This is a genomic window from Roseateles sp., assembly GCF_044373315.1.
In the GTDB taxonomy this organism is placed as follows: Bacteria; Pseudomonadota; Gammaproteobacteria; order Burkholderiales; family Burkholderiaceae_C; genus JACDQM01.
This window is the reverse complement of record NZ_JBILQK010000182.1, coordinates 1-3972: the sequence shown is the minus strand read 5'-3', so window position 1 is coordinate 3972 and position 3972 is coordinate 1. Positions and strand designations below refer to the sequence as shown.

The window sequence follows — 3972 nt, the reverse complement described above, 5'->3', positions numbered from 1 at the left end:
TCCGAATGGCTCGCCACGCGGGCGGACTTGTCGAAGTCCGGCCAACGGACAAAGTCTTGCTGGATGGTGTCGGCGAGTTCGCCTCCTAAGCGGCAAATACAGGTTCGATTCCTGTCGGAGGGACCAATGCAGGTTTTCAGAAGATCTCGCAAGGCATCAAGCCTCTAAGCAAATCAACGGCTTAGGGGCTTTTTCTTTGTCAGGACGACTCAGAACGGGGCTTTACAGCGCAGAGAAGACCGGGGAACATACCGGGGAACAAGCCGGGGTAGCGGGGCAAATCGGGGTAGTTGCTCCCCGGTTCCTTGATCCCGGACACCGGGGAACGCCAGATGCTGACCGATGCCGACTGCAAGAACGCCACCTGCCCGCCCGAGATGAAGCGCCGCCGGCTGACTGATGCGGCCGGGCTGTACCTGGAGGTCTCGCCTGCCGGCGCAAAGCGCTGGTTCTGGAAGTTCTACCCGGACGGCAAGGAATCCCGGCTTGCGCTGGGCAGCTACCCCGAGGTGACGCTGAAGGCCGCAAGGCTGGCCCGCGATGAGGCCCGCAAGGTCCGCAGCACCGGTACCAATCCGGTCCAGGCCCGCAAGGCCGCAGTGATCGCCAAGCGAATCTCAGCCGCGATCACCTTCGAGGCCGTGACGCGCGAGTATCACCAGATCAAGGCCGAGGCCTGGAGCGACAGCCACGCGGCCCAGTTCCTGCGCTGCTGCGAGAAAGACCTGTTCCCCTGGATCGGCACCCTGCCCCTGCGCGATGTGTCGGCACCGGTGCTGCTGGACACCCTGCGGCGCGTGGAGGCACGCGGAGCCACCCAGCTTGTGCGCGACCTGCGCGAGTTCGCTGGGCAGGTGTTCAAGTACGGCATCCACACCGGCAAGTGCGACAACAACCCGGCGCGCGACCTGACCGGCGCTTTCAAGGCCCACACGGTGCGCCACGCAGCCGCCGTGCTGACGCCAGTCAAGGCGGGCGAACTGCTGCGAGCGATAGCCGCCTATCAAGGCCAGCCGACCACGCGCGCGGCGCTGCTGCTGTCTGCGCTGCTGTTTCAGCGGCCGGGCAATATCCGGGCGCTTGAATGGGCCTGGATCGACCTGGACGGCGCGATGCTGACCATCCCCGCCTCAGAGATGAAGCGCCAGAAGGCAGGCAAGCTCAACGGCAGGCCGCATTTCGTGCCGCTGGCGACTCAGGCGCTGGAAGCGCTCAAGAGCATCCGGCCGCTGACCGGACACGGCAAGTATGTGTTCCCCAGCCTGCGCACGGGCGACAAGCCGATGAGCGAAAACACGGTGAACGCTGCCCTGCGCGGCATGGGCTACAGCAGCGAGGAAATGAGCGCCCACGGCTTCCGTGCGATGGCGCGCACGATCATGGTGGAGCAGATCGCAGGCGTTGACCCGGAAGTGATCGAGGCGCAGATGGCCCACGCCAAGAGCGGTGCGTTGGGCGGTGCCTATGACCGCGCCGAGTACATGAGCAAGCGCAAGGCCTTGATGCAGACCTGGGCCGACTACCTGGACCAGCTAACGGCTGGCGGTAAGGTACTTGAGTTCCGCGCAGCATGAAGCGCGCACTCATCCCTCTTGGCCTGCTAGTGTTCCTGACAGGCTGTGCACAGCACTATGCACCGGGCGCAGTCGCAGACCCGTACGGTTTCTTCTCAGGGCTGTGGCATGGCCTTGTGTCCCCGTATGCCGTTGCGATCAATCTGCTGTCCTGGGTGCTCAGCCTAATGGGCCTGGACTTGCTTAGCAGCATTCAGATCATCGGCAAGCCGAACACTGGATTCGGTTACTGGTGCGGCTTCCTAATGGGCTTGGCTTCATACAGCGGCGCAGCAATCAGCCGATGAACGCGCGCGTCATGCGCGTTCAATGACAATCGGCTTGCTGCGCCTAGGCTGATCCCCGAAAACCCGTTTCCCTGACGGGCTGGCGCGGCACCTTCTTCGGGGCTGCATGGGGGATGCATGACGGATCAATCAAGTCACGAAGGTGGAGACCCGACTGGCGAGGATCCCAGAGAAGCGCTAGCCGAGGCTAAAGAAGCCTACTTAGATCGGCTCAATGGGCTCCTGCAATCTGACCCAGAAAGGTTCTTGCTGCTCATCTGCCACGCAGTCCTTAACCGGGACCTTGGCGACCGGTCTGCTGCTGACTTGCCCATGCGCCCAATCGGCGACGAATCCGGCGTCGAAGAGCACTGTAGGCAGCGGTTCTCCTACATCGCAGACTTGCTGTTGCGTCGAAACGCCGGAAGCACGCTGCTGCCAGACGCGCAATTTGTGAGCCTTGCGCAATGGGTTGAGCGCGACGCAAATCTCAGCGAGCAAAACATATGGATTAACTGCAAGTTCAAGCACGTTCGCCCAATGGACATCTGGCGCGAGTATTTCTCGAACTTCGAGGGTGCGATTGGAATGTCGGTCGCGTTGTGCACGTTGCTTGTCCATCAAGGCGTTCCGCTCTATCAAAAGTCTCAGGTTTCAGAAACGTATTCCCTTTTGGAACGAGACACCCCCCTCTACCACTACCTTGACTACCGGGGCCGAGCATTCGATGTTGTTCCCGCATTGGAACTACCTGACTGGGCGCACAAGCTCCATTTCTGCAAGGAGCATCTGAAGTGGCATCGCGTGTTCTTTGACTCGCTTGAGTCAGACGATCCCGCTGAGGTGATATTGCGGCGGACAGCACTACTCAACCACTTGGGATTGCCGGATGTAGCCGGTGACAACCAACGCCCTTCGTCCTGCCGCTGGCCATGGGGAGATAGAGAGACTGTCTTGCTTCAGCATCTTGCGGAAGCAGCCGCGAAGTGGTGGACGAACTTTGACCCTGGCGACAACACCACAGCGCCGACAAACGAACAAGTCTCTGCATGGCTTCAGTCTCGTGGAGTTGCTAAGTCCATGTCAGACAAGATGGCAACGATTCTTCGCGCAGATGGATTGCCATCAGGGCCACGCACATAGTTCCTGACACCCACCCAATCCCAATAACAGCGCGGGTTTGCACGCGACCAGAACCGAGCGCGAGGTAGTCCCCGCAGTTCACTTTCTCTATTCTTTACTTCAGACGCCATCTCAAATTCGCCCATCCAACCAGGAGGGCGCACATGCAGCCAGTTACTACCGAAGCCGCTCGCGGCAACGACCGCAACCCGCAACCGCTCCACGCGGTGCAACTCGCTGATGCGCTGCTTCGCATCGCCACCGTGGCGCAGGCCACCGGCCTTTCATCGGCAACGATCTACCGCAAGTTGGCGGCTGGCGAATTCCCGGAGCCGGTCAGGCTGGGCGCACGCTGCACCCGCTGGAAGTCGGCTGATGTGAGGGCCTGGATTCAGGCTCAAGGGGCCGACCAATGAGCGCCCCAAAGACAGAAGCCCCGACCGTTGGCGCGGTGCAGGGCTTCGGAAAACAAACACAATCAGACAGCGCTGATTCTGGCACCGATGGCGGCGCCTTGGTACTGACCGCCTGCAACGATGAAGCGCGGCTGGACTCGCGGCTGCTGGCCGGCCGGCTGGGCGTGCAGCATCAGAGCTTGTTCGAGCTGGTCAAGAAGCACCGCGCCGACTTCGAGCAACTGGGAAAGGTCCGGTTTGAAACCGGAGCTTCAAGCGGCAGCCGCACCGGGCAGAGCGTGAAGTTCGCGCGGCTCAATGAGGATCAGTGCTATCTGCTGCTGACCTACAGCCGCAACATCCGGCACGTGCGCCAACTCAAGCTGGCTCTGGTGAAGGCGTTTCGTGATGCCCGCAGCGCGGCGGACCTGCATCGGGTCGAGTATCTGCCGGGCTATCACCAGCTTCATGACGGCATTCAGGCGCTGGCGGCTGGCTCGCCGAATGAACGCTTCGTTCACCAGAACGTGAACAAGCTGATCAACAAAGTGGCCGGGCTTGCGGCTGGAGAGCGGCGAACTGCCCCGGTGCCGCAGCAGGCCATGCTGATCATGG

5 protein-coding genes are annotated in these 3972 nt (G+C 61.5%); all 5 read left to right on the top strand.

The window, feature by feature from the left end:
• The first annotated feature begins 332 nt into the window (after positions 1–332).
• The gene (locus tag ACIQ67_RS19995; RefSeq protein WP_397536128.1) at positions 333–1574 is read left to right on the top strand and encodes a tyrosine-type recombinase/integrase; all 1242 of its coding nucleotides are present in this window, start codon (positions 333–335) and stop codon (positions 1572–1574) included.
• Positions 1571–1861: a hypothetical protein gene (locus tag ACIQ67_RS19990; RefSeq protein ID WP_397536127.1), complete on the top strand. Its 291-nt coding sequence runs from the start codon at positions 1571–1573 to the stop codon at positions 1859–1861. Before ACIQ67_RS19995 ends, ACIQ67_RS19990 begins: the two co-directional genes overlap by 4 nt.
• A 117-nt stretch (positions 1862–1978) precedes the next feature.
• Complete coding sequence (locus ACIQ67_RS19985; RefSeq protein ID WP_397536126.1) at positions 1979–2983, top strand: hypothetical protein; 1005 nt, start codon at positions 1979–1981, stop codon at positions 2981–2983.
• 143 nt (positions 2984–3126) lie between these two features.
• Complete coding sequence (locus ACIQ67_RS19980; RefSeq protein WP_397536125.1) at positions 3127–3378, top strand: helix-turn-helix transcriptional regulator; 252 nt, start codon at positions 3127–3129, stop codon at positions 3376–3378.
• A 98-nt stretch (positions 3379–3476) separates the two neighbouring features.
• Positions 3477–3972 (top strand): Rha family transcriptional regulator (locus tag ACIQ67_RS19975; protein WP_397536124.1); only part of this gene is annotated, 496 nt, incomplete at its 3' end.